Source organism: Burkholderia sp. AU27893, assembly GCF_002223205.1.
In the GTDB taxonomy this organism is placed as follows: Bacteria; Pseudomonadota; Gammaproteobacteria; order Burkholderiales; family Burkholderiaceae; genus Burkholderia.
On record NZ_NKFD01000004.1, the window covers coordinates 2,622,677 to 2,643,709 of the forward strand.

Sequence of the window (21,033 nt, forward strand, 5' to 3'; positions counted from 1 at the left end):
TCTACCCGTTGACGTGGCCCGCACGCGCATCACTGCGCGTCGCCGATCCCGCCCATCAGCATCATCAGTTGCTCGCGCAGCCACCGGCTGCCCTGGTCCTGATCGGCGCTGCGATGCCAGTAGCAGAAGTATTCGAGGCCCGGCATCTCGAACGGCAGTTCGAGAATCCGCGCCGGATAGCGCTGCAGCAGCCGCAGCGGCGCGGTCAACGCGAGATCGCCGCGCATCGCGATCAGCGGCGCGACCATGTAGTGCTGCACGCGCATCTGGATCGTGCGGCGCAGCCCGAGCCGCGTCAGCTCCGCGTCGACGTGCCCGCTGCCCTTGCGGCGGCTCGACACGTGGATGTGCCCCATCGCAAGGTAGTCGTCCATGGTGAGCGTGGCGCCCTTGAACGGGTGATCGTCGCGGATCATGCACGCATAGCGGTCGCGCACGAGCAGCGCTTGGTGCAGGTGCGGATCGCCGATCAGCGGCGCGTCGATCGCGAGGTCGACGGAGCCGTTCGCGAGCGCGGTCGCGACTTCGCGGCGGTCCATCGTGTAGCTGCGCACGTGCATGCCGGGCGCATGCGTCTGCAGCAGTTCGCCGAGCGCGGGCAGCAGCAGCGCCTCGGTCAGGTCGCTCATGCTCATCCGGAACACGCGCGTCGACGACGCCGGATCGAACACGTCGCCTTCGTGCGCGCTCGAATCGAGCAATTGCATCGCCTCGCGCACGCGGCCGACGATGTTCTCGGCCAGCGGCGTGGGCATCATCCCGGCCGGCGTGCTGACGAACAGCGGATCGTTCAGGGTCTTGCGCAGCCGCGCCAGCGCGTTGCTGACGGCCGGCTGCGTGATGTTCAGCACCTCGGCCGCGCGCGTCAGGTTGCGCTTGGTGTAGATCGCCTCGAATACGACGAACAGGTTCAGGTCAATCTTCGAAAGGCGCATCGCCGGATCTCCTTGCCGGCATATTACGGCGGGCGCCTCCCGTTCGTCCACGGCCCTGCGCATCGTGGCGCGACGCTCAGCCGCGCAGCGGCGGCGTCAGGTACGCGGCCGTCGAACCCGGCTCGCCGTCCTTGATTTCCATCCGCGCGATCGCCTGCAGGTGCACCTCGTCCGGGCCGTCGGCGAAGCGCAGCGCGCGGCCCCAGGTCCAGTGGTCGGCGAGCGGCGTATCGGGGCTCAACCCCGCCGCGCCGAACACCTGCATCGCGCGGTCGCACACGTCCGTATAGACCGTCGGCACCAGCGCCTTGATCATCGAGATTTCCTTGCGGGCAGCCTTCGCGCCGACCTTGTCGATCATCCACGCGGCCTTCAGCACGAGCAAACGCGCCTGCTCGATCTCGATGCGCGATCGCGCGATCCATTCGCCGACCGTGCCGTGCTTGTTCAACGGCTTGCCGAACGCGACGCGCGACTGCGCGCGGTCGACCATCAGCTCCAGCGCAAGCTCGGCCGCGCCGATCGAACGCATGCAGTGGTGGATGCGGCCCGGCCCGAGGCGGGCCTGCGCGAGCGCGAAGCCGCTGCCTTCCTCGCCGAGCAGGTTGCGCGCCGGCACGCGCACGTTGTCGAACGTGATCTCGCAGTGCCCTTCCGGCGCGTAGTGATTGACCACCGTGATGTTGCGCACGATCGTCACGCCCGGCGTGTCGCGCGGCACGAGGATCATGCTCTGCTGCTGGTGCGACGCGGCCTCGGGATCGGTCTTGCCCATCACGATGAGGATCCTGCAGTTCGGATGCGCGGCGTTCGTGATGAACCACTTGCGGCCGTTGATCACGTACTCGTCGCCCACGCGCTCGATGCGCGTCGTGATGTTCGTCGCATCCGACGACGCCACGTCGGGCTCCGTCATCGCGAACGCCGAGCGGATCTCGCCGCGCAAGAGCGGTTTCAGCCACTGTTCGCGCTGCTCGGGCGTCGCGAACATGTGCAGCAGCTCCATGTTGCCGGTGTCCGGCGCGCTGCAGTTGAACACTTCCGACGCCCAGGCCACCCGCCCCATGATCTCGGCGAGCGGCGCGTATTCGAGGTTCGTCAGGCCCATGCCGGGCTCGTCGTCCTTCAGGTGCGGCAGGAACAGGTTCCACAGCCCTTCCGCCTTCGCGCGCGCCTTCAGCTCCTCCATGAACGACACGGGATACTGGCCCGCGTGCACTTCCTCGTTCCACTGGCGAATGCGCGGCACGATATGCGCGTCCATGAACGCGCGCACGCGGCTGCGCAGTTCTTCCACTTTCGGGGTGTAGCCAAAATCCATGATCGACTCCTCGATTCCGTTCGTCCGGTTCGGTCAGAAGGCCGAGACACCGCCGTCGACGGCGACGGCCTGCCCGGTCAGATAAGTGTTTTCCTTCGCGCACAGCGTCAGCATCGTCGCGACGATTTCCTCGGGCCGGCCGAGCCGCTTCATCGGCGAGCCCTGCGCGAGAAAGTCCTGGCGGTCGCCGAGATCGCTGTCGGTGACCATCGGCGTCGTGCTGTAGAACGGGCACACCGCATTCACGCGAATGCCGTGGCGCGCGTATTCGATCGCCGCCGTCTTCGTGAGCCCGACCACCGCATGCTTGGACGCCGCGTAGGCCGCCAGCTTCGGCGCGCCGCCGAGCCCGGCCATCGACGCGACGTTCAGGATCACGCCGGCGCGCTGCGCGAGCATCTGGCGGATCTGGTGCTTCATCCCGAAGAACACGCCCTTCGCGTTCACCGCGAAGCTCAGGTCGAGATCGGCTTCGTCGGTGTCGATCAGCGCCTTCATCGGCGGTGCGATGCCCGCGTTGTTGATGCCGACGTCGAGCCGGCCGAAACGCTCGGCCGCCGCCTGTACCAACGATGCGACCTCCGCCTCGACGCGCACGTCGCAGCGTTGCGCGATCACGTCGGCGCCGGCCGCGCGCAGCGGCGCGGCCACGCGTTCGAGCGCGTCGGCGTTCAGGTCGCCGAGCGCGACGCGCGCGCCCATCGCGGCCAGCTCGCTCGCGAGCAACGCGCCGAAGCCGCTCGCGGCGCCGGTGATCATCACGGCTTGCCCGGCATAGCTGTCGATCTTCATCGTGCGCTCAGATCGTCAGGCCGCCGTCGACGACGATGCATTCGCCGTTCGTGTAGCTCGCCGCGGCCGACACGAGATACAGCACCGTGCCGGCCATTTCGCGCGGCTCCGCATGGCGGCGCAGCGGGATCTTGCCCATCCAGGTCTCGTAGATTTCCTTGTCGGCGAACAGCGCGCCCGCGAACTTCGTCTTCGTGAGGCCCGGCAGCAACGCGTTCACGCGGATGCCGAGCGGCCCGCATTCCTTCGCGAACGCCTTCGTCATGTTGACGACCGCGGCCTTCGTGATCGAGTAGATGCCCTGCCGGTCGCCCGGCTGCAGCGCGTTCACCGACGCCGTGTTGACGATCGCGCCGCCGCCGTGCGTCTTCATCAGCTTGCCGGCCTCGACCGACATGAAGAAGTAGCCGCGGATGTTCACGTCGACCGTCTTCTCGTACGCGGCGAGGTCGGTATCGAGGATGTGCCCGAAATACGGGTTCGCGGCTGCGTTGTTCACGAGGATGTCGAGACGGCCGTGCTTGCTGCGGATGTGCTCGAACGTCGCGGCGATATCTTCGAGCCGCCCGACGTGACAGGCCAGCGCCTCGGCGCGGCCGCCTGCCGCGACGATCTCGTCGGCCACGGCCTGGCAGTCGTCGAGCTTGCGGCTCGACACGATCACGTGCGCGCCCTGCTCCGCGAGCAGTTTCGCGATTTCCTCGCCGATGCCGCGGCTCGCGCCCGTCACGAGTGCGATCTTGCCCGTCAGGTCGAACAGATTCGTTGCCATGTTGCTGTGCTCCTCCATTGATATGTTGTCCTGCGCGACGGCTTCAGCGACGCGCGTCGATCACGCCGACGGCCAGTTCGGCGAGCCGCCCGGCCATCGCGCCGACGCGCAGCGCCTGCTCGCTCGACGCATTGCCCTGCAGCGCGCGCGCCTTCACGCCCTGCGCGATCGATGCGAGCCGGAAGAAACTGAACGCGAGGTAGAAATGCCAGTCGCGGATCGGCTCGATGCCGCGCAGTTCGCAATAGCGCGCGACGATCGCCGCTTCGTCCGGCACGCCGAGTTCGGCGCGATCCTGGCCCGCGAGCCCGCGCACCTGCCCGCCGGACGGCAGCCGCAGGCACATGCAGAGATACGCGAGATCGGCGAGCGGGTTGCCGAGCGTCGACAGTTCCCAGTCGAGCACGGCCTGCACGCGATAGCTGTCACGCGCGAACATCAGGTTGTCGATCCGGAAATCGCCATGCACCAGCGTCGGCCGGCCCGTGTCCTCCGGGCACGCCTTCGGCAGCCAGTCGATCAGCGTTTCCATCGCGTCGAGGCGTTCGGTTTCCGCCGCGCGGTACTGCTTCGTCCACACGCCGATCTGGCGCTCGAAGTAATTGCCGGGGCGGCCGTAGTCGGCGAGGCCCACTGCCTCGACATCGACGTCGTGCAACGCGGCCATCGTCTGCAGCAACGCGTCGTAGCAGGCCGCGCGATCGGCCTTCGGCAGTTCCGGCAGCGCGGGATCCCAGAAGATCCGGCCGTCCTCGTAGCTCATCACGTAGAACAGGCTGCCGATCACGTCGCGGTCTTCGCAAAGGTGATACGGATGCGCGACCGGCACCGCGGTGCCCGACAGCGCGGTGAGCACGCGGAATTCGCGGTCGACCGCGTGCGCGGACTTCAGCAGTTCGCCCGGCGGCTGGCGGCGCAGCACGTAGCGGCCGCTCTTCGCATGCAGCAGGAAAGTCGGATTCGACTGGCCGCCGGCAAACTTCTCCGTGTCGACCGGGCCTTCGAAGCCCGGCACGTGCGCTTCCAGATAGCGCGTGAGGCGGGCTACGTCGAGTTGCTGGGTAGGGTTCGTCATCGTCGCGATCGTTCGTGAGTCAGCCGTAGGTTCGCAGCGCGTGTCGTTCGGGATCCTCCAGATGCGGGACGCCGTTGAACGACGCGAGGTGGAACGCCTCGGCGTTGAAGAAAAACTGCGAAAGACTGCTGTTGCGGATCTGCAGGTTCAGCGCGATCGCGCTCGACGGCGGGGCGGCCAGCACCTGCTGCACGGTGACCGCGATCGGGCCGCCGGAACTCACCGCCAGCACGCGCTGGCCGCCGCCGTGGCGGATCGCCGCGCGGGCCTCGGCCACGCGCTGCTGGAAATGCGCCCAGGTCTCGGGGGCCGAATCGCCGAGCTTGTCTTCCGACCAGAGCTGCAGCACCTGCCGGAGCGCGCGGAAATGCTCCTTCATCGAGCCGGCCGCGAGGCGGGCGATGTCGGGGTAGTCGTGCGCGGCGGCCGCGAACAGCCCGTGGAAGTCGTATTCGTTCAGGCCCGGGTGGCGGTCGACCGGCGTGCCTTCGCGGCCCATCCCGCGCAGGATCGCGTCGACCGTCTGCGCGTGGCGGTTCAGCGTGCCGCAGATCACGCGGTCGAATGTGAGCGCTTGCTGCGCGAAGTATTCGCCGAGCCAGACGCCCTGCTGTTCGCCCGCCGCGGACAACCGGTCGTAGTCGTCCGTACCGAAGGACGCCTGCCCGTGCCGTACCAGAAAAAGTTCAGCCATCGCATGCCCGCCAGATCAGAAGGATTCAGCATAGGGGGCAGGGACGCATTTTTAAACTTTATTTTCTGAATCCGGGGGTATTCATTCTGTGAATCCATCGCGCGCCGGGCCTTGCCGCTGTTCGGCTCGCGCCGTCGCGGCACACGTATTGCTCATCGCCCTCGGCGGGAGAACCGCGAAGTCCAATCCGTTCCAGGAGGGGTGCGATGCTCGGTACTATCCTTATCATCATTCTGATTCTCCTACTCATCGGTGCATTTCCTGCATGGCCCCACAGCCGAAGCTGGGGCTATTGGCCCTCGGGCTCCGTCGGGCTGGTCGTCGTCATTGTCGTGATACTGGTGCTGATGGGCCAGATCTGACGCAGCAGCGCGCCAGCCGGGCAGGCAGAGGCCCGTTTGAAACAATCGCTGCCGGCCATCCCGGAACGTGCGCATACCCGCACCGGGAGGGCCGGCAGGCGATTCACGGGCATGACGCGCATCGCATGCGATGCGTGTCAGCCCCGACGTCTGCCGGGCTGAAGCGCGGCCCGGTCATGCGGAATGCTTGCCGGCTGCGGCAAAAGCCGGCGTGCGCAGCACGATCTTGCCGATGTGGCGGCCGGAATCCATCAGCGTGTGCGCCGCGCTCGCGTCGCGCAGATCGAAGGTCTGGTAGACCTGCGGCTTCACCTTGCCCTGCCGGATCAGCGGCCACACGGCTTCCTCCAGCTCGCGGATGAGCTGCGCCTTCTCCGCGTAGGTACGCGAGCGCAGCGTCGAGCCGATGTGCGTGAGACGCTTGGTGAGCATCGGGAACAGGTCGAGCTCCTTCGCGGGCCCATTGATCACGCCGATCTGGACGATGCGGCCGTTCATCGCGGCCGCCGCGAAATTGCGTGCGACGTAGTCGCCGGCGATGATGTCGACGATCACGTCGACACCCTTGCCGTCGGTGAAGCGCTTGACCGCATCGACGAAATCCTCGTTGCGGTATTCGATCGCGAGATCCGCGCCGAGCCGCAGGCTCGCGTCACGCTGCGCGTCCGAGCCCACCGTCGTGATGAGGGTCGACGCGCCGAACGCCTTCGCCAGCATCGTCGCGGTCGTGCCGATGCCCGACGCGCCGCCGTGAATCAGCACGCTGTCGCCGGCCGCGAACCCGCCGCGCTGGAACAGGTTCAGCCAGACCGTCATGAAGGTTTCGGGCAGCGCCGCGGCTTCCGTCATGTCGAGGCCGTCGGGAATCGCGAGCGTATTGCTCTCGTTCGCCACCGCGTATTCCGCATAGCCGCCGCCCGGAATCAGCGCGCAGACTTCATCGCCGATCGCGAAGCGCGTGACGTCGCGGCCGACCGCGACGACTTCGCCGGCCACCTCGAGACCGGGAATGTCGGACGCGCCGGGCGGCGGGTCGTACAGCCCCTTGCGCTGGAATACATCGGGGCCGTTCACGCCGGCCGCATGAATGCGGATCAGCACTTCGTCGGGGCCCGGCGACGGCACGGGACGCGTGGTCGGCACGAGCACGTCGGGGCCGCCGGGACGCACGATTTCGATCGCCGTCATGCGGGCGGGCAGGGTTTTCACGTCATCAGTCACGATATGATCCTCAGCGTTCGTCGATGCGCGGCCGATTCGCGGAACCTCCTCGAATCGCGGCATCGCAATGGGTGTGAAGACAGTCTAGGGACGGTGCCGCGCGCGGGCACGCAGTGAATTGCCGAACGAGGAATGCAAAAATGCATCAGTCAGCACCATCGATGAACTGGGACGACGCACGCGTGTTCCTCGCGATTCATCGCGAACGGACGTTGCGCCGCGCGGCGCAAACGCTCGGGGTCGACCAGGCGACGGTCGGGCGCCGGCTCGCGCAACTCGAGCACATGCTCGGCGCCACGCTGTTCCTGCGCTCGTCGAAGGGCTACCTGACCACACCGGTCGGCGCGCTGGCGCTGCGCGCCGCCGAGGCGATGGAGCAGCATGCGCACGAGCTCGTCCGGCTGACGCAGGGCGTCGACCGGCGGCTCGCCGGCGAGGTGAAGATCACGACGACCGATGCGCTTGCGATCGAATTCGTGATGCCGTCGATCGCGCGGCTGCATGCGAAGCATCCCGACGTATGCGTGTCGCTGAACACGTCGACGCAAATCCTGAACCTGGCGAAGCGGGAGGCCGACATCGCGGTGCGCACCGTGCGGCCCGACAACCCCGATCTCGTCGCGCGCCGCCTCGCCCGCTGGGACATGGGCCTGTTCGCTTCGCACGACTATCTGCACCGGCATGGCGAGCCCGTGCGCGGCAGTGCATTCGCGGGGCACGACCTGGTCGTCTACCAGCCGTATGTCGACGCGAGCCGCAAGCCGGCGATCGCCGGCGAGCCGATCGACGCAGGCCGCATCGTCGGGCGGATGAATTCGAGCCTGATGATGCGTGCCGCGCTGCGCTCGGGCCTCGGCATCGGCGAAGTACCGGTGCACATGGGCGAACGCGACGGCCTCGCCCGCATCTGGCCCGCGCAGACGCGGGAAGCGCCTTACGAGGTCTGGCTCGTCACGCACCGCGACCTGCGCCACACCGCGCGCATCCGCGCGACGATCGACGAGATCGTGTCCGCGTTCGACGCGCATCGGTAAGCGCGCCGCCGCGTACCACCGCCCGACCGCTGCTCGACAGCATTTCCCATGCGGTAGTATGGCGACTCGATGGAAACCCCGATGGACTCACACGTATGGCCCAGCCTGATCTCCCGCCCCCTTCCAGCGCCGGCCAGGACGCCCAGGCGCTCGTCCTCATCGCCGAAGACGAACCCGAGATCGCCGAGATCCTGACCGCCTATCTCGCGCGCGGCGGCCTGCGCACCGTGCACGCGGCCGACGGCCGCCGCGCGCTGGAACTGCACCTGCAGCTCAAGCCCGACCTCGTGCTGCTCGACGTGCAGATGCCGCACGTCGACGGCTGGAAGGTGCTCGCCGAGATCCGTCATCGCGGCGACACGCCCGTGATCATGCTGACCGCGCTCGACCAGGACATCGACAAGCTCACCGGCCTGCGCATCGGCGCCGACGACTACGTGGTGAAGCCGTTCAATCCCGCCGAAGTCGTCGCACGTGCGCAGGCGGTGCTGCGCCGTTCGATGGCCGGCTCCCGCCAGGAAGAGCAGCGCGTGCTGCGGGTCGCGCCGTTCGAGATCGATCTCGAGCGCCATGAAGCCACGCTCGAAGTGGGCAGCGAACGGCACACGCTCGTGCTGACGCTCACCGAGTTCAAGCTGCTCGCGCAGCTCGCGCGTGCGCCGCGGCGCGTGTTCAGCCGCGCCGAGCTGATGGCCACCTGCCTGCCGGAAGGCGACGCGCTCGAGCGCACGGTGGACAGCCACGTCAGCAAGCTGCGCAAGAAGCTGGACGACCTCGGCATGCAGGGCGTGCCCGTCAGCGTGCGCGGCGTCGGCTACAAGCTCTGGAGTTGACGTGAAGCTCGACGGCCTGAGCCGGCAGATCGCACTGACGATGGCCGGGATGGTGTTCGGCGTGACGCTGCTGATGGTGCTCACCGCCTCCGTCTTCTACTACGTCGCGTTCAACTACTGGCCCGCGCATTTCAACACGAAGGAATGGCTGCCGACCGCGCCGGAATGGCTGTGGCTGATCGCGACCACGTCGGTCGGCCTCGTGCTGTCGGTCGCGGTCGCCGTCAATCTCGCGCGCCGCATCCTCGTGCCGCTCAATTCGGTCACGGACAGCATTCGCCGCGTCGCGCGCGGCGATCTCGGTGCGCGCGCCGTGGCAGGCGACCGCTCGCTGCACGAAGCCGCGCTGCTCGCCGACCACTTCAATGCGCTCGCCGACGAGCTGCAACGCGTGACCAACGAGCAGGCGATCTGGAACGCCGCGATCGCGCACGAGCTGCGCACGCCCGTCACGGTGCTGCGCGGGCGCCTGCAGGGGCTCGCCGAAGGCGTGTTCAAGCCCGACGAAGCGCAGTTCCGCAGCCTGCTCACGCAGGTCGAAGGGCTGACGCGGCTGATCGAGGATCTGCGCGTGGTCAGCCTCGCGGATGGCGGCCATTTGAGCATCGAGATCCGCGACGCCGACCTTGCCGCCGACGTGCGCGCCGTGGTCGACGTGTTCGCCCATGCGCTGCAGGCCGCCGGCCAGCAGCCGGTGCTCGATCTCGACCCGCGGCGCATGCGCTGCGACCCGGTGCGGATTCGTCAGGCGCTGCTCGCGCTGCTGGAAAACGCACGCCGCCACGCGGTGCCCGGCACGATCCGGATCCAGACGCGCATCGAAGCAGGGATGTGCCGGCTGCGCGTCGAGGACGACGGCCCCGGCATCCCGGCCGATTTCGCGCCGCACGTGTTCAAGGCGTTTCGGCGCGCTAACGCATCGCAGCCCGGCGGCAGCGGCCTCGGGCTCGCCGTCGTCGCGGCGATCGCCCATGCGCATCACGGCGAGGCTCTCTGCGTGCCGACCGGCGCGGGCGGCACGCGGTTCGAAGTGCAGTGGCCCGACAACCTCGTGCCGGCGCCGGGAAACGCGCGCTTTCCGGCTTGAGGCACTGCCTTTACTGCACCTTTACCTCCGCTTCAACCGTCACGCGCCCGGTTCGCGCCCGACCTGTTCGAGCGGCGGGCTGAACCCGAGCACCGTGTACTCCCGCACGGACACCGTTCCTTTCCCGGCCGCGCCCTGCACGACGACCGCGCGCACGGCACCGGCGCGGTCGAATTGCAGGCGGGTGCCGAGGGTCGCGTTGCGCAGCGCCTCCAGTTCCTCGATCCGCGCGATCGCCAGCTTGCGCACCGCGCCGGACACGTACACCGGCAGGAACACCAGCGCGATGAAGATCGACACCGCGTCCTTCGACGCGGTGTCCAGCACCGGCTGACCCGACATCACGAGCGACAGCGAGGTTGCCGCGACGAAGATCGCCAGCACGGTCGCGCCCACGCCGAGCGACGAGAACCGTTCGGCCGCCTTCTTCATGCGCGCCTTCACGAGCGCGCGCGTGGTCGCGGCGGGCACCAGCCATTCGCGCTGCGCGCCGTGGTATCCGGCGAAGCCGAGGAACAGCGTCGCGACGGCGCTGATGCCGATGGCGGTGTACAGCGCGTCGAACAGCACGCAGACGAATTCGAGCACGAACACGATCACCGGCGGCCACAGCAGCAGACGGAACGAATAGCCGTCGCGGCCATGCCCGCGGATCCACCATTTCACCGGCGGCAGCTCCCAGAAGCGGCTCTCGCGGCGGAGTGAAAGTTCTTCGTCGTCGGTCAATTCTTCACCTGTGGTGCTCCGTTGCGTCGGGTACGGATGATGCGGCTGATGCCGCTGAAACGGGAATGAATACCTGGGGTTATCGATTGATCCCAAAGATTCATTAGACAGCGTCTCCGCCGCCGCGCGATGCTGGCCCGGCCAGTGAACGCGGCGTCATTGTCACGCCGCGCACGAGAATGGAGTGAGACACATGCCTAACGACCCCCGTCAACGGCGCCACACGCTGTGGCTGCTGTGCGCGCTTTCGTTCATCCTCTACGTCGACCGCGTCAACCTCGCGACCGCGGCCGGCGCGATCAAGGCCGAACTCGGCCTGTCGAATACCGAGCTTGGCGTCGCATTCTCCGCGTTCGCGTATTCGTATGCAATCTGCCAGATCGGCGGCGGCTGGATCGCCGACCGGTTCGGCGCCCGCATCACGCTGATCGGCTGCGGGCTGATCTGGGTCGTCTCCACCTTCACCACCGGTCTCGTGCACAGCCTCGGGCTGCTGTTCGCCGCGCGGCTGCTGCTCGGCATCGGCGAAGGCGCGACGCTGCCCGCCCAGGCCCGCGCGATCACCCACTGGTTCCCGCGCGAGCGGCGCGGCGTCGTGCAGGGCTTCACGCATTCGTTCTCGCGGCTCGGCAACGCGGTCACGCCGCCGATCGTCGCCGCGCTGATGACCTGGCTGTCGTGGCGCGCGGCGTTCTTCGTGATCGGCGCGGTCACGCTGGTGTGGCTCGCGTGGTGGATCGCCGGCTTCCGCGAACATCCGCTCGGCGACGCAGCCGGCCACGATCGCCCGCGCGCTGCCCGTGCCGCGCCGCTCGCCGGCCCGACGCCGTGGGGGTCGCTGTTCCGCCGGATGGCCCCGACCATCTTCGTCTACTTCTGCTACGGCTGGACCGCATGGCTGTTCTTCACGTGGCTACCGACGTTCTTCCTGAACGGCCAGGGCCTGAACCTGAAGTCGACCGCGCTGTTCGCATCCGGCGTGTTCTTCGCGGGCGTGGTCGGCGACACGCTCGGCGGCTGGCTGTGCGACCGGATCTACCGGAAGACCGGCAACCTCGCGCTGTCGCGCCAGAGCGTGATCGTCGCGAGCTTCGTCGGCGCGCTCGTGTGCCTGCTGCCGCTCGCGGTCGTGCATTCGACGGCCGGCGTCGCGCTGTGCCTGTCGGGGTCGTTCCTGTGCCTCGAACTGACGATCGGGCCGATCTGGGCCGTGCCGAGCGACATCGCGCCGACCCACGCCGGCATCGCGAGCGGGATGATGAACGCGGGCTCCGCGATCTCGGGGATCCTGTCGCCGATCCTGTTCGGCTACCTCGTCGATCGCACCGGGAGCTGGACCGTGCCGTTCATCGGCTCGGTCGCGATGCTGCTGATCGGCATCGTCGCCGCGCTGCGGATTCGCCCGGATCGCTCGTTGGCGGAATCGATGTCGGCGCTCGTTGACGCGCCTGCGGCGCCGTCGGCTCGCTGAGGCGGTTTGCTTCGGGGTCGCCTGCCTTATCCGTCTCGTTGGCGGCACTATCGCGCTTCACTGCGTTTCGCGATGGTGGTGCGTGACCGGCTCGGCCGGCCCGGTTAGCTGGGTTAGCTCAGCTAATCCGGCTGGTTCGGCTGGTTCGGCTGGTTCGGCTGGTTCGGCTGGCTCGGCTGGCTCGGCTGGCTTGGCTGGCTTGGCTGGCTTGGCTGGCTTGGCTGGCTCGGCTGGCTCGGCTGGCTCGGCTGGCTCGGCTGACTCGGCTGGCCGGGGTAGCGCGGCTGGCCAGGTTGACTCGGCCGGCTCGGCTGATTCGGCCTGCTCGGCAGATTCGGCCAACGTGGTTGATTCGGCCACCTCGGCCGGCGCGGCTGGCTCGGCCGCCTCGGCTGGCAAACCGCCCCATCAAGCGCCGCCATCATCTCCGCCCCCTTCGCGGTGAAACAGCGCAAGAAACTGCTGCGCGGGAATGCTCAGCGGCCGGTCGCGCCGCACGAGGCTGCCGTACGACGGCAGCTTCTGTTCGAGCGTGTAATCGACGATCGCGACGAGCCCGTGCTCCGCGTTGCGCTGCGCCACCGTCAGCGGGATCACGCCGAGCATCGTCGAACGGTCGACGAGGTTCATCGTGGTCAGGATCGACCCCGTTTCGACCAGCCCGCGCGGCATCGGCTGATGACGCGCATTGAACTCGCGCTCGACGACCTCGCGCGCCGGGCTGCCGGCCGGCTGCAAGATCCACGTGTAATCGAGCAGCGCGTCGAACGCCACGGGCCCCGCCCCCGCGAGCGGATGGTCGCGGCCCGCAATGATCGCGAGCGCCTCGTCATCCACCACGCGGAAATCGCAATCGGTCCCGACGTGGCGCCCGATCACCACTTCGAGCACGCCTTCGCGCAGCTGCGGCATCAACCGGTCGCTCGTATCCACCGCGATGTCGATCGCCAGCAGCGGGTAACGCGACTTCAACTGCACCAGCGCCTCGGTGAGCCGCCCCGGCGACGCCGCCATGATGCTGCCGATCGCCAGCCGCCCCGCGCTGCCGAGCTGCAGCTCGCCAAGCTCGCGGTTCAACGCCTCCACACTGCCGCGGATCCCGCGGAAATAGCCGAGCACGCGCTCGCCGGCCGGGTTCAGCACGAGCCCGCGCCCGACGCGATCGAACAGCCGCTGGCCGAGCGCGCTCTCCAGCTCGGCCAGCATCTTCGTCGCGGCCGGCTGCGTGAGGCCCATCTGGTCGGCCGCCGCGCGCAGCGTCGAGCATTCGTCCACGGCCAGCAGCAGCGCGATCTGCCGCATGCGCAGCCGGTTCAGCAACTGCGGCGTCGAGTCTCGTCGGTCGATCGAGCCCATCTTTGATTACCCCAGGTTATCGATTCATCAAGAGTTTTCAATTTACCGACTCATTCCGTCTACCTAGCATCAACCCCATAGACAAACGGCCCAGCGCCGCCACCGGAGACACCGCATGAACACCCCCTCGCCCGCCACGCCCCTGCCCGTCGTCGCGCTGACGCTCGGCGACCCCGCCGGCATCGGCGCCGAACTGATCGCGAAACTGCTCGCCCGCCCCGACGCCACCGCCCGCGCGAATCTCGTGCTGATCGGCGACCGCTGGCTGTGGGAAGCCGGCCAGCGCGTCGCGGGCGTGACGGTCGACGTCGAACCCGTCGCCTCGCTCGCCGCCGCGCGCGGCCGGCCGTCGACCGAACGCGCCGCGTTCGTCGCCGTCGACACGATCGATCCGGCCGACGTCACGGTCGGGCAGCCCGGCGCGGCCGGCGGCCGCTCGACGCTGACCGTGCTCGACCTGTGCCTCGACGCCGCGCTCGCCGGCGATATCGACGCGATCTGCTTCGCGCCGCTGAACAAGTACGCGATGAAGCTCGGCGGGCTGAAGCACGAGGACGAGCTGCACCACTTCGCCGAGGCGCTCGGCGTGACCGGCTACTTCTGCGAATTCAACACGCTCGGCGAGCTGTGGACCGCGCGCATCTCGTCGCACATTCCGCTGAAGGATGCGCCCGGCTACCTGAGCATCGAGCGGATCGAACAGGCGTCCGAACTGATCTACCGGTCGCTGCTCGCGAACGGCGTCGCCGCGCCGAAGGTGGCGATCGCCGCGTTCAACCCGCACGGCGGCGACGGCGGCAGCTGCGGCCGCGAGGAAGTCGACATCATCGAGCCGGCCGTGCGCCGGCTGCAGTCGCGCGACTGGCCGACCGACGCGCCGTTCCACGGCCCGTTCCCCGCCGACACGATCTTCCTGAAGGCGCAGGCCGGCGACTACCAGGCGATCGTCACGATGTACCACGACCAGGGGCAGATCGCGATCAAGCTGCTCGGCTTCTCGCGCGGCGTGACCGTGCAGGGCGGGCTGCCCGTGCCGATCACGACGCCCGCGCACGGCACCGCATACGACATCGCGGGCCGCGGCACGGCCGACGTCGGCGCGACCTGGCAGGCACTGCAGATTGCCTGCCGGATGGGCGCCGCGCGCCGCGCACAGCCCGTTTCCGCCTGACCCGACGGCCCCGCCGGCCGACCGCTTTTCAACACGACAACATCACACCGAACTCTGGAGACACCCGATGAAGATCCGATCCGTGCGCGCCCGCGTATTCCAGTGGAAAGGCAAGACCGTGCCGCCCCAGGGCAATTTCTGCTCGAACGCGATGGACCTGCTGTACGCGCCGCAGGAAACGATGAGCACGTTCCGCTTCCACTCGTGGACGGTCGTCGAAGTCGAGACCGACGACGGCATCGTCGGCCTCGGCAACGTCGCGCTCGCGCCGCATGTCGCGAAGGTGATCATCGACCAGTACCTCGCGCCGCTCGTGATCGGCCAGGACCCGTGGGACTACGAATACCTGAACCAGCGGATGTATCGCGCGACCCACGCGTGGGGCCGCAAGGGCATCGGCATGGCGGCGATCTCGGCGGTCGACATCGCGATCTGGGACATCCTCGGCAAGAGCGTCGGCAAGCCCGTGTTCAAGCTGCTCGGCGGCCGCACCAAGGAAAAGATCCCCTGCTACTACTCGAAGCTCTACCGCACCGACCTGAAGGAGATGCAGGACGAAGCGCAGCGCTACCTGAAGGAAGGCTTCCGCGCGTTCAAGATGCGCTTCGGCTATGGGCCCGCGCACGGGCAGCAGGGCGTGACCGAGAACCTGAAATCGGTCGCGGCGATCCGCGAGGTGATCGGCTACGACAACGACCTGATGCTCGAGTGCTACATGGGCTGGAACCTCGAATACGCGAAGCGCATCCTGCCGAAGCTCGAGAAATACCAGCCGCGCTGGCTGGAGGAACCGGTGATCGCCGACGACATCGACGGCTACGCGGAGCTGAACCAGCTCACGCGCATCCCGATCTCCGGCGGCGAGCACGAGTTCTCGCTGTACGGCTTCAAGCAGTTGCTCGATCGCAAGGCCGTGTCGGTCGTCCAGTACGACACGAACCGCGTCGGCGGCATCACGATGGCGCACAAGATCAACGCGCTGTGCGAGGCGTACAGCGTGCCGGTGATCCCGCATGCGGGCCAGATGCACAACTATCACCTGACGATGAGCACGCTCGCGTCGCCGATGAGCGAGTACTTCCCGATGTTCGACGTCGAGGTCGGCAACGAGCTGTTCTATTACATCTTCGACGGCGAGCCGGTGGCCGAGAACGGCTTCGTGCAACTGCGCGACGACGTGCCTGGTCTCGGCCTCACGCTGAAGACCGAATTCCTCGACCAGTTCGACATCGTCGAGTGAGGCCCGCCATGCACGCACGCTACCAGGGCGTCTTTCCGGTCGTGCCGACGATCTTCGACGCGACCGGCGCGCTCGATCTCGACGGCCAGCGCCGCTGCATCGAGTTCATGATCGATGCCGGCTCGCACGGCCTTTGCATCCACGCGAACTACTCCGAGCAATTCGCGCTCGGCGACGACGAACGCGACCTGATCACGCGCGCCACGCTCGAGCACGTCGCGGGCCGCGTGCCGGTGATCGTCACGACGTCGCACTTCAGCGCGCGGATCTGCGCGGCACGCAACCGGCACGCGCAGGCACTCGGCGCGGCGATGGTGATGGTGATGCCGCCGTATCACGGCGCGACGTTCCGCGTGCCGGAGGCACAGGTGCGCGCGTTCTTCCGCGAAGTCACCGACGGCCTCGACATTCCGCTGATGATCCAGGACGCGCCCGCGAGCGGCGTCGCGCTGTCCGCGCCGTTCCTCGCGTCGCTCGCCCGCGAGATCGACGCGGTGTCGTACTTCAAGATCGAGACGGCCGGCGCCGCGTCGAAGCTGCGCGAGCTGATCGCGCTCGGCGGCGATGCGATCGAGGGGCCGTGGGACGGCGAGGAAGGCATCACGCTGCTCGCCGATCTCGATGCCGGCGCGACCGGCGCGATGACGGGCGGCGGCTATCCGGACGGGATTCGCCGGATCACCGACGCGTATTTCGCCGGCCGCCGAGACGAAGCGGTCGAGCAGTACACGCGCTGGCTGCCGCTGATCAACTACGAGAACCGTCAGTCAGGATTCCTGACCGCGAAGGCGCTGATGCGCGAAGGCGGCGTGATCGCGTGCGACGCCCCGCGCTCACCGTGGCCCGCGCTGCATCCGCAGGTGCGTGCCGGCTTGCTCGACGCGGCGCGGCGGCTCGATCCGCTCGTGTTGCGCTGGGGGCGCTAGGCGCGAGGCACCCTGCATCGGTTCACCCGTGCAACGCCGCAGGGCGTTGCGCACCGGCGCGTCACGGCGTGACAGCGGTCCATCAGAAGACCGCCGCCGCCATTACCAAGATTGGAGACACCATGACCCTGTTGAACCCGGCCACCCCGGCCTACGAAGCTGGCGAAGCCATTCCGCGCCGCCGCTGGCTGCGCGTGATCCCGCCGCTGCTGCTCGCCTGCATCATTTCGTACATGGACCGCGTGAACATCGCGTTCGCGATGCCCGGCGGGATGAACGCCGATCTCGGCATGGACGCGACGATGGCCGGCCTCGCCGGCGGCATCTTCTTCTTCGGCTACCTGTTCCTGCAGATTCCCGGCGGCCGCCGCGCGGCGCTCGGCAGCGGCAAGACCTTCATCGCGTGGTCGCTCGTGAGCTGGGCCGTGCTGTCGGTGCTGACCGGGCTCGTCACGCACACCTGGCAACTGCTGACGCTGCGCTTCCTGCTCGGCGTGGCCGAGGGCGGGATGCTGCCCGTCGTGCTGACGATGGTCAGCCACTGGTTTCCCGACCGCGAACGCGGCCGCGCGAATGCGATGGTCATCATGTTCGTGCCGCTCGCCGGCATGATCACCGCGCCGCTGTCCGGCTTCATCCTCGCCGCGTACGACTGGCATCACCTGTTCTTCAGTGCGGGTGCGCTGTCGCTGCTGTGCCTCGTCGTGTGGCTGATGTTCGCCGACGACGGCCCGGAGACCGCACGCTGGGTGTCGCCGCGCGAGAAGGCCTACATCCTCGACGCGTTGCGCGAAGAGCAGGAGCGCAAGCGCGCGGCCGGCACGCCGGCGGCCGCGTCGTTCGGCGAGCTGCTGCGCAACCCGACGATCTGGCTGCTGATCGCCATCAACTTCTGCTATCAGGTCGGCATCTACGGCTATACGATGTGGTTGCCCACCCTGCTGAAAAACCTCACGCACACGGGGATGGGCAAGATCGGCCTGCTCGCGATGCTCCCGTACGTCGCGATGGTGATCGGGATGTTCGTCACGTCGTATTTGTCTGACCGAACCGGCAAGCGCCGACTGTTCGTGCTGCTGCCGCTCGTCGGCTTCGCCGCGTGCCTGGCGCTGTCGGTGCTCACGCATGCGTCGATGGCCGTATCGTTCGCGTTCCTGATCGGCTGCGGCTTCTTCCTGCAGGCGGCCGCCGGCGTGTTCTGGGCGATTCCGCCGAAGCTCTGCAGCGTCGAGACGGCCGGCAGCGCGCGCGGCCTGATCAACGCGCTCGGCAATCTCGGCGGCTTCTGCGGCCCGTATGCGGTCGGCGTGCTGACCCAGCACGTGAGCGCGGCGGCCGGCGTGTACAGCCTCGCGATCACGCTCGCGGTGGCCGGCCTGCTCGCGCTGACGCTGCCGAAACGCTGCGAGGACTGACACCGGATACACGAATACGCAGGCTTGCTGACGAATTGACGGAGACCCACCATGAACGACATCCTGTTGCTGGTGCAGAAATGCGCCCACACCTTCAGCTTCTACGACCTCGACACGAAAACCGCGCTCAAGCACGTCGTGCTGCCGAACTTTCCGCACGAGTTCACCGTCGACGTGAACGAGCGCTTCGCGTACGTCGGCATCTTCGGGATCGAGACCGCGTGGTCGCGCGGCCATGAAGGCGATCACCGGATCGCGGAGATCGATCTCGTCGAACGCACGCACACGCGCATGCTCGACCTGTGGCCGTACTACCGGCCGCACGGGATGGCGAGCGACCGCGACGGCCGGCTGTACGCGATGAGCGAGGCGCACGACATGCTGCTCGTGTTCGACGAGCCGACCAAGCAGCCCGTGCCGAACATGGCCGTGCCGTCCGGCGGCGTGAAGACGCACCTCGTTACGCTCACGCGCGATGCGAGCCGCGCGTACGGCGTGCACCTGCTGTCGAATACGGTCACGCAATTCCATCCGCGCGACGCGACGGTCGCGCCGCGCGCGGTGATGCCCGGCCCGCGTCCCGAAGGCAACGCGCTGTCGAGCGACGAACGCACGCTGTTCGTCGCGAATCGCGGCGACGACACGCTGGTCGAAATCGACACCGACACGATGACCTGCGGCCGCCGTGTGAAGACGCGCAGCGATCCGAACCGCATCTACCGCACGAGCGCGCCCGACGGACGCGACCTGCTGCTGCTGACCAATTCGGGCGAGCGGTCGATCTCCGTGTTCGATGCGCGGCAGCTCGAGGAGATCGAACGCATCGCGCTGCCGGCGAACCCGACCGCGCTGTCGTTCCATCCGTCGCGGCGCGTCGCGTACGTGTCGTTCCAGGACGACTACGTGCGCGAGCTCGATCTCGATACGTGGCGTTTCGTCGGTGCATTGGCGACGCTGCGCGAGCCCGATGCGTCGTACGTGCTCACCGGGGCGCGCTGACATGCACGACACGTCGCCGCTCGACGGCATGCCGGATGCGCTCGTCGACGCGCATCACCACCTGTGGCGGCTCGATACGGGCGCGCACTATCCGTGGCTACAGGAGGGCTACGATCCGGCGCGCTTCATGTTCGGTGATTACACGGCGCTGTGCCGCGATTTCGGGGTGAGCGAACTCCGGCACGCGGCGCGGGGCGCACCGATCGTCGCGAGCGTGCACGTCGAGGCCGAACGTGCGCGTGATGAGGCGCTGGCGGAAACGCGCTGGCTGCATGAAGTCGCGGAATCGCATGGGCTGCCGTCGGCGGTCGTTGCGTGGGTCGACCTGCTCGCCGACGATGCGGATGAGCGGCTCGCCGAGCAGGCCGCATGGCCGCGCGTGCGCGGCGTGCGCTTCAAGCCTCGTACGGCGGCCGCGCCGGATGCGTCGGTCGACGGGCCGGGCACGCTGCGCGATCCGCGCTGGCTGGCCGCACTGGAACGCCTCGCCGCGCATGGGCTCTGCTGGGATCTGCGCGTGCCGTTCTGGCATCTCGAGGAAGCGGCTTCGATGCTCGCCGATGCACCGGATGTCGACGTCGTGCTCGAACATGCGGGGCTACCATGGGATCGCTCAGATGCAGGGCTCGCGCGCTGGCGGCACGGCATGGAGGCACTGGCCACGTTGCCGCGCGTGGCCGTGAAGATTTCCGAACTCGGCTTGCGCGATGCAGTGTGGAACGAAACCGACAACGCACGAATCGTCCGCGACACGATCGCGATCTTCGGCGCGCAGCGCTGCCTGTTCGCCAGCAACTTTCCGGTGGCCGGGCTGCGTGTGTCGTATCCCGCGCTGCTGCGCACGTTCGCTCGTGCGATGACGCACCTCGATGACGCGGCGCGCCGCGCGATCTGGCATGACAACGCAGTACGGGTGTACCGGATTGCGCTCGACACGCAGCACGGGCCGGCACGCGGATGAAGCCGCGCGCGATACATGCACCGGCTCAAGCGCGATAAATCGGTAGGCAGCAAGATTTAGCGTAGCGTAATCGTGTTTACGCCAGTGAAAAGGCCCGGTCAGTACATCGACCGGCCCTGCGATATACGATCACTGCCCCACGGCAGCCTCGATCGCGTCCGTGTCCCACTTCCCACGTCGCGTTGCCTCGGCCAGCATCCCCAAGGTCAGCGGCCGCCGTTCCGGGTGCCGGCGGCGCTTGACGAACAGCCCGATAATTGACGACAGCAGTTCCTGACCTTCGGGGCCAAAATAGCGCCGGTACGGGAATCCCTGGGCGTCGACGCCGAATGTCTCCGCCCACCTGTCGATGAACTCCACCCCATCGAGGCCCGTGACGCCGAGATCCTGCTCAAGCCGGGATTCCGGCTGCAGGTTCAGCTTGCCGCCGAGCAGTGGCCGACCGAGTTCTTCGCGTGTGAAGGCTTCCAGGCGTTCCCAGGTATCGTCTTTCATGGTTCAGAGCACCCGGTCCTCGGGCTTTACGACTCGGTTGTAGGTCGACACGGTGTTGCGCATGATCAGGTAGGCGTCGCGAGCCAGGAACACTACCACCACATTTTGTGCATCGCACGATCAACCTTGAGCAAAAAGTATCGGTTG

General features: G+C 67.8%; 21 protein-coding genes and 1 pseudogene. 11 read left to right on the forward strand and 11 right to left on the reverse strand.

The window, feature by feature from the left end:
• Nucleotides 1–29 precede the first annotated feature (29 nt).
• From CFB47_RS31715 to CFB47_RS31740, 6 genes are all read right to left on the reverse strand, one after another.
• Nucleotides 30–935 carry a LysR family transcriptional regulator gene (locus CFB47_RS31715; RefSeq protein ID WP_089463414.1) on the reverse strand — a complete coding sequence of 302 codons (906 nt, stop codon included), beginning with the start codon at nucleotides 933–935 and terminating at the stop codon, nucleotides 30–32.
• Between the two features lie 76 nt (nucleotides 936–1,011).
• Nucleotides 1,012–2,256 (reverse strand): acyl-CoA dehydrogenase family protein, encoded by a 1,245-nt coding sequence (locus CFB47_RS31720; RefSeq protein WP_089463415.1) that lies wholly within the window; start codon nucleotides 2,254–2,256, stop codon nucleotides 1,012–1,014.
• 33 nt (nucleotides 2,257–2,289) lie between these two features.
• Nucleotides 2,290–3,048: an SDR family NAD(P)-dependent oxidoreductase gene (locus tag CFB47_RS31725; protein WP_089443622.1), complete on the reverse strand. Its 759-nt coding sequence runs from the start codon at nucleotides 3,046–3,048 to the stop codon at nucleotides 2,290–2,292.
• Between the two features lie 7 nt (nucleotides 3,049–3,055).
• On the reverse strand, nucleotides 3,056–3,820 hold the full coding sequence (locus CFB47_RS31730; RefSeq protein ID WP_089463416.1) for an SDR family oxidoreductase: 765 nt from the start codon (nucleotides 3,818–3,820) through the stop codon (nucleotides 3,056–3,058).
• Between the two features lie 43 nt (nucleotides 3,821–3,863).
• Nucleotides 3,864–4,895 (reverse strand): phosphotransferase, encoded by a 1,032-nt coding sequence (locus CFB47_RS31735; RefSeq protein WP_089463417.1) that lies wholly within the window; start codon nucleotides 4,893–4,895, stop codon nucleotides 3,864–3,866.
• Nucleotides 4,896–4,914: 19 nt separating this feature from the next.
• Entirely contained in the window at nucleotides 4,915–5,589 is a 675-nt protein-coding gene (locus CFB47_RS31740; RefSeq protein WP_089463418.1) for a histidine phosphatase family protein, read from the reverse strand.
• 206 nt (nucleotides 5,590–5,795) lie between these two features.
• Between CFB47_RS31740 and CFB47_RS31745 the strand changes: the two genes are divergently transcribed.
• Nucleotides 5,796–5,951, forward strand: a complete 156-nt coding sequence (locus CFB47_RS31745; RefSeq protein ID WP_089443626.1) for a DUF3309 family protein — start codon at nucleotides 5,796–5,798, stop codon at nucleotides 5,949–5,951.
• Between the two features lie 174 nt (nucleotides 5,952–6,125).
• On the opposite strand, the gene CFB47_RS31750 is transcribed toward CFB47_RS31745, so the two are convergent.
• On the reverse strand, nucleotides 6,126–7,139 hold the full coding sequence (locus CFB47_RS31750; RefSeq protein ID WP_089458909.1) for an NAD(P)H-quinone oxidoreductase: 1,014 nt from the start codon (nucleotides 7,137–7,139) through the stop codon (nucleotides 6,126–6,128).
• A 173-nt stretch (nucleotides 7,140–7,312) separates the two neighbouring features.
• On the opposite strand from CFB47_RS31750, the gene CFB47_RS31755 reads away from it, so the two are divergent.
• The 3 genes from CFB47_RS31755 to CFB47_RS31765 all read left to right on the forward strand — a co-directional run bounded on the left by CFB47_RS31755 (nucleotide 7,313) and on the right by CFB47_RS31765 (nucleotide 10,126).
• The gene (locus tag CFB47_RS31755) at nucleotides 7,313–8,206 is read left to right on the forward strand and encodes a LysR family transcriptional regulator (RefSeq protein WP_226207436.1); all 894 of its coding nucleotides are present in this window, start codon (nucleotides 7,313–7,315) and stop codon (nucleotides 8,204–8,206) included.
• 95 nt (nucleotides 8,207–8,301) lie between these two features.
• Entirely contained in the window at nucleotides 8,302–9,039 is a 738-nt protein-coding gene (locus CFB47_RS31760; protein WP_089463419.1) for a response regulator, read from the forward strand.
• Nucleotide 9,040: 1 nt separating this feature from the next.
• On the forward strand, nucleotides 9,041–10,126 hold the full coding sequence (locus CFB47_RS31765) for an ATP-binding protein (protein WP_089463420.1): 1,086 nt from the start codon (nucleotides 9,041–9,043) through the stop codon (nucleotides 10,124–10,126).
• A 39-nt stretch (nucleotides 10,127–10,165) separates the two neighbouring features.
• Here the strand turns inward: CFB47_RS31765 and CFB47_RS31770 are convergent, their stop codons facing one another.
• Nucleotides 10,166–10,852 (reverse strand): hypothetical protein, encoded by a 687-nt coding sequence (locus CFB47_RS31770; RefSeq protein WP_089457321.1) that lies wholly within the window; start codon nucleotides 10,850–10,852, stop codon nucleotides 10,166–10,168.
• Between the two features lie 193 nt (nucleotides 10,853–11,045).
• Between CFB47_RS31770 and CFB47_RS31775 the strand changes: the two genes are divergently transcribed.
• Entirely contained in the window at nucleotides 11,046–12,323 is a 1,278-nt protein-coding gene (locus CFB47_RS31775) for an MFS transporter (RefSeq protein ID WP_089463421.1), read from the forward strand.
• Nucleotides 12,324–12,731: 408 nt separating this feature from the next.
• On the opposite strand, the gene CFB47_RS31785 is transcribed toward CFB47_RS31775, so the two are convergent.
• The gene (locus tag CFB47_RS31785; protein ID WP_089457319.1) at nucleotides 12,732–13,679 is read right to left on the reverse strand and encodes a LysR family transcriptional regulator; all 948 of its coding nucleotides are present in this window, start codon (nucleotides 13,677–13,679) and stop codon (nucleotides 12,732–12,734) included.
• A gap of 115 nt (nucleotides 13,680–13,794) precedes the next feature.
• Between CFB47_RS31785 and CFB47_RS31790 the strand changes: the two genes are divergently transcribed.
• From CFB47_RS31790 to CFB47_RS31815, 6 genes are all read left to right on the forward strand, one after another.
• Nucleotides 13,795–14,850 (forward strand): 4-hydroxythreonine-4-phosphate dehydrogenase PdxA, encoded by a 1,056-nt coding sequence (locus CFB47_RS31790; protein ID WP_089463422.1) that lies wholly within the window; start codon nucleotides 13,795–13,797, stop codon nucleotides 14,848–14,850.
• Between the two features lie 67 nt (nucleotides 14,851–14,917).
• On the forward strand, nucleotides 14,918–16,090 hold the full coding sequence (locus CFB47_RS31795; protein WP_089443636.1) for an L-rhamnonate dehydratase: 1,173 nt from the start codon (nucleotides 14,918–14,920) through the stop codon (nucleotides 16,088–16,090).
• Between the two features lie 8 nt (nucleotides 16,091–16,098).
• Entirely contained in the window at nucleotides 16,099–17,016 is a 918-nt protein-coding gene (locus tag CFB47_RS31800; protein WP_089463423.1) for a dihydrodipicolinate synthase family protein, read from the forward strand.
• Nucleotides 17,017–17,138: 122 nt separating this feature from the next.
• On the forward strand, nucleotides 17,139–18,431 hold the full coding sequence (locus CFB47_RS31805) for an MFS transporter (protein WP_039344369.1): 1,293 nt from the start codon (nucleotides 17,139–17,141) through the stop codon (nucleotides 18,429–18,431).
• A 51-nt stretch (nucleotides 18,432–18,482) separates the two neighbouring features.
• Complete coding sequence (locus CFB47_RS31810) at nucleotides 18,483–19,430, forward strand: YncE family protein (RefSeq protein WP_089463424.1); 948 nt, start codon at nucleotides 18,483–18,485, stop codon at nucleotides 19,428–19,430.
• A 1-nt stretch (nucleotide 19,431) separates the two neighbouring features.
• Nucleotides 19,432–20,391 (forward strand): amidohydrolase, encoded by a 960-nt coding sequence (locus CFB47_RS31815; RefSeq protein ID WP_089463425.1) that lies wholly within the window; start codon nucleotides 19,432–19,434, stop codon nucleotides 20,389–20,391.
• Nucleotides 20,392–20,520: 129 nt separating this feature from the next.
• Here CFB47_RS31815 and CFB47_RS31820 read toward each other — a convergent pair whose 3' ends face one another.
• Nucleotides 20,521–20,886 (reverse strand): DUF1493 family protein, encoded by a 366-nt coding sequence (locus CFB47_RS31820; protein WP_089457314.1) that lies wholly within the window; start codon nucleotides 20,884–20,886, stop codon nucleotides 20,521–20,523.
• A 3-nt stretch (nucleotides 20,887–20,889) separates the two neighbouring features.
• Nucleotides 20,890–20,979, reverse strand: a pseudogene (locus CFB47_RS42165) (STM2901 family protein); the annotation flags it as partial.
• Between the last annotated feature and the right edge of the window lie 54 nt (nucleotides 20,980–21,033).

What these genes read in the sequence shown, in the direction of transcription:
- CFB47_RS31720 (WP_089463415.1), bottom strand. Translation starts at nt 2,256, where the DNA reads ATGGATTTTGGCTACACCCCGAAAGTGGAAGAACTGCGCAGCCGCGTG.
- CFB47_RS31795 (WP_089443636.1), top strand. Translation starts at nt 14,918, where the DNA reads ATGAAGATCCGATCCGTGCGCGCCCGCGTATTCCAGTGGAAAGGCAAG.
- CFB47_RS31725 (WP_089443622.1), bottom strand. Translation starts at nt 3,048, where the DNA reads ATGAAGATCGACAGCTATGCCGGGCAAGCCGTGATGATCACCGGCGCC.
- CFB47_RS31730 (WP_089463416.1), bottom strand. Translation starts at nt 3,820, where the DNA reads ATGGCAACGAATCTGTTCGACCTGACGGGCAAGATCGCACTCGTGACG.
- CFB47_RS31810 (WP_089463424.1), top strand. Translation starts at nt 18,483, where the DNA reads ATGAACGACATCCTGTTGCTGGTGCAGAAATGCGCCCACACCTTCAGC.
- CFB47_RS31800 (WP_089463423.1), top strand. Translation starts at nt 16,099, where the DNA reads ATGCACGCACGCTACCAGGGCGTCTTTCCGGTCGTGCCGACGATCTTC.
- CFB47_RS31740 (WP_089463418.1), bottom strand. Translation starts at nt 5,589, where the DNA reads ATGGCTGAACTTTTTCTGGTACGGCACGGGCAGGCGTCCTTCGGTACG.
- CFB47_RS31735 (WP_089463417.1), bottom strand. Translation starts at nt 4,895, where the DNA reads ATGACGAACCCTACCCAGCAACTCGACGTAGCCCGCCTCACGCGCTAT.
- CFB47_RS31745 (WP_089443626.1), top strand. Translation starts at nt 5,796, where the DNA reads ATGCTCGGTACTATCCTTATCATCATTCTGATTCTCCTACTCATCGGT.
- CFB47_RS31820 (WP_089457314.1), bottom strand. Translation starts at nt 20,886, where the DNA reads ATGAAAGACGATACCTGGGAACGCCTGGAAGCCTTCACACGCGAAGAA.
- CFB47_RS31715 (WP_089463414.1), bottom strand. Translation starts at nt 935, where the DNA reads ATGCGCCTTTCGAAGATTGACCTGAACCTGTTCGTCGTATTCGAGGCG.
- CFB47_RS31805 (WP_039344369.1), top strand. Translation starts at nt 17,139, where the DNA reads ATGACCCTGTTGAACCCGGCCACCCCGGCCTACGAAGCTGGCGAAGCC.
- CFB47_RS31790 (WP_089463422.1), top strand. Translation starts at nt 13,795, where the DNA reads ATGAACACCCCCTCGCCCGCCACGCCCCTGCCCGTCGTCGCGCTGACG.
- CFB47_RS31775 (WP_089463421.1), top strand. Translation starts at nt 11,046, where the DNA reads ATGCCTAACGACCCCCGTCAACGGCGCCACACGCTGTGGCTGCTGTGC.
- CFB47_RS31755 (WP_226207436.1), top strand. Translation starts at nt 7,313, where the DNA reads ATGCATCAGTCAGCACCATCGATGAACTGGGACGACGCACGCGTGTTC.
- CFB47_RS31760 (WP_089463419.1), top strand. Translation starts at nt 8,302, where the DNA reads ATGGCCCAGCCTGATCTCCCGCCCCCTTCCAGCGCCGGCCAGGACGCC.
- CFB47_RS31815 (WP_089463425.1), top strand. Translation starts at nt 19,432, where the DNA reads ATGCACGACACGTCGCCGCTCGACGGCATGCCGGATGCGCTCGTCGAC.
- CFB47_RS31785 (WP_089457319.1), bottom strand. Translation starts at nt 13,679, where the DNA reads ATGGGCTCGATCGACCGACGAGACTCGACGCCGCAGTTGCTGAACCGG.
- CFB47_RS31750 (WP_089458909.1), bottom strand. Translation starts at nt 7,139, where the DNA reads ATGACGGCGATCGAAATCGTGCGTCCCGGCGGCCCCGACGTGCTCGTG.